The organism is Bacillus hominis, assembly GCF_018332515.1.
Lineage (GTDB): Bacteria > Bacillota > Bacilli > Bacillales > Bacillaceae_G > Bacillus_A > Bacillus_A hominis.
Genome location: NZ_BOQD01000398.1, coordinates 1 through 2,184 on the forward strand (window position 1 = coordinate 1; position 2,184 = coordinate 2,184).

The following is a 2,184-nucleotide window of genomic DNA, read 5'->3' on the forward strand; positions in this document are numbered from 1 at the left end:
AAACCCCTTAATGATTAATCAATTCTACGATAAATCATTAAGGGGTTAACTAATTTTATTATGCATTATGCCTATTTCTTCGACGTTCCATCCTTGTTTGCCCTTGGATAGCTTCTACTTTATATTGCGGTTCTTGCTCTATCATTTGATTTGATTGAGCCGGTTCATCATAATTACGCTCATAAATTGTTTCTGGTGTTTTTCGTTTAGAAGATTTCCCACCAAACTTTAATAATTTTATCTTAAACTTTGGTAATCTAGGAATACGAATTTTAAATGTTGGCTTGTTGCGTTTCTTTTTTTGTTTAAATATATTTGTATTTTCAACTTTATTATCTTTTTCTTTTCGATGTATTAACGTCGCAAGTAATCCACCTAATATAAGTCCTCCAACCAAGAGTAGAAGATATACGTAATTGCTTGTCATTAAACTCGTCATACGCTCAAGTATGACTAACGACTGTACTTCTTTTATATCCCATAATAAAGCGGCCCATAATGAGAATAAACCTAAAGTAAGCCCGTATGTACGAAAGCGGAATATACAAGGTATTAAAGCGATACAAGCGGCAATTTTGGCATTTGCTATTATAGCACTTGTTGAAATATCCTGATTCCAAATAACTAACAGTAGTGTTATAAATGGTGCATATGCTATCCAGCTACATATACGTGAATATATCTTTTTCGCAAAGTAACTACCGAAACTAGTAAAAAATAAAAGTCCTCCAATATATAAAGATTGTTCAAGAGGGATTTGCTTTAACATTCCTGCAATTGGAAAGAGGCCGCTCAGTAGCATTAATAATACATCTAATTTCTTCACAATTCCCCATTCCTTTCAAATTTTCTTTTCAATTAATAAAAATCGCTTTTCCATATGATGTAGTTTTTGTATTTCTAAAAAACATCTTAATCCTGTATGTAAATAAAGTAAATACGTAAAAGAAAAGATACATGACAAAGGATAGCCTTATTTACATGAAAAAATGACAAATCCTGCTCATTATTATTAGCAGGATTTGTATACTATTTTTTATATTAACATCATTGCATCTTCTTTTTCTAAAATTATTACATCTTCATCTAATTCGTCATTGAATTCTTTAAACTCCCTTGAATCAATATCAGTAGTATAACTTTTAATTAATTTAACCATATGCATTACATGCATATTATGAATATTTTGTTCCGAGAGCAAGGTTGATTTACAGCACATGTAATGTATCATTTTGGCGATTTCTTCTCTTTCTTCAGATTTCACACCAAACGGGATAACTTCGAGTATGTACTGTTGTACTATCTCATTACAATTTAATTCGTATGCAGCCGTGCTATAGTAAATTCCCATTTCATCTACAAATAATCTCGTTTCATCCATAATATATTCTTGGTCTCTAACAATATAGTTCGGTACATCTGAGTTAGTATTAATTCTAATTATGTTTATATCCTCTTTAAAATTTGAGATTATTTCAGGTGAAACCCCAATGTTAACGTTTTTATTTTGCAATTCTTCTATCCAATATTTCCTCATATTTGCATCTACAATAAAATAAACTTCTTTATTTTGTTTATGTGCATCTTGTGAAATTTCAACTAATGTTTCGGACATAAATTGTTTAAAACGAACTCCTATATCATTCCTTTTTGATGGTTGTGGTAAAAACACTTTATTATTACCTATATTTAATAAAGTATGATCAATTGTGCCCCATTCTTCTTGACCATATAATTTATATAATATTTCTCTCCCATTTATTTTTGAAAAAATAGGTAAGAAATCATATTTAGACATTTTCTCAATTGATAAATTTACAATTACACCCGGTAATTTTATCTTATTCCAACTACGCTTTAAGAACCCCTTTTGTTCTAATAAACTAAGAATGGCATTAATAATTTCTTTTTTAGATACACTTTGTCCAATAAATAAATTAATAAATGCTGAAATACGTTGCGTTCGAGCGAATCCTTCCCGAATGACTTGCTTTGGATTAATTTTTTCGCGACCATCACAATTTTTTATTGCAATTAATGCTAATTTCATTTCATTTTGCTCACCTGCCGTAACATGTACAGCTTTTACAACATCTTCTACAAGTTTCTTTTTGTTTTTATGGCTATATTGCATTCTATATGGATTTTGTAATACTTTTTCAATGTTATATCTTACTATTTTTA

2 protein-coding genes are annotated in these 2,184 nt (G+C 29.5%); both read right to left on the bottom strand.

What is annotated here, in order from left to right; all coding sequences use genetic code 11:
• Nucleotides 1-58 precede the first annotated feature (58 nt).
• The gene (locus KI356_RS25615; protein WP_088078667.1) at nucleotides 59-826 is read right to left on the bottom strand and encodes a DUF3959 family protein; all 768 of its coding nucleotides are present in this window, start codon (nucleotides 824-826) and stop codon (nucleotides 59-61) included.
• A gap of 210 nt (nucleotides 827-1,036) precedes the next feature.
• Nucleotides 1,037-2,184, bottom strand: a 1,148-nt coding sequence (locus KI356_RS25620) for an RNaseH domain-containing protein (RefSeq protein ID WP_369009435.1), incomplete at its 5' end; no start/stop codon positions are given.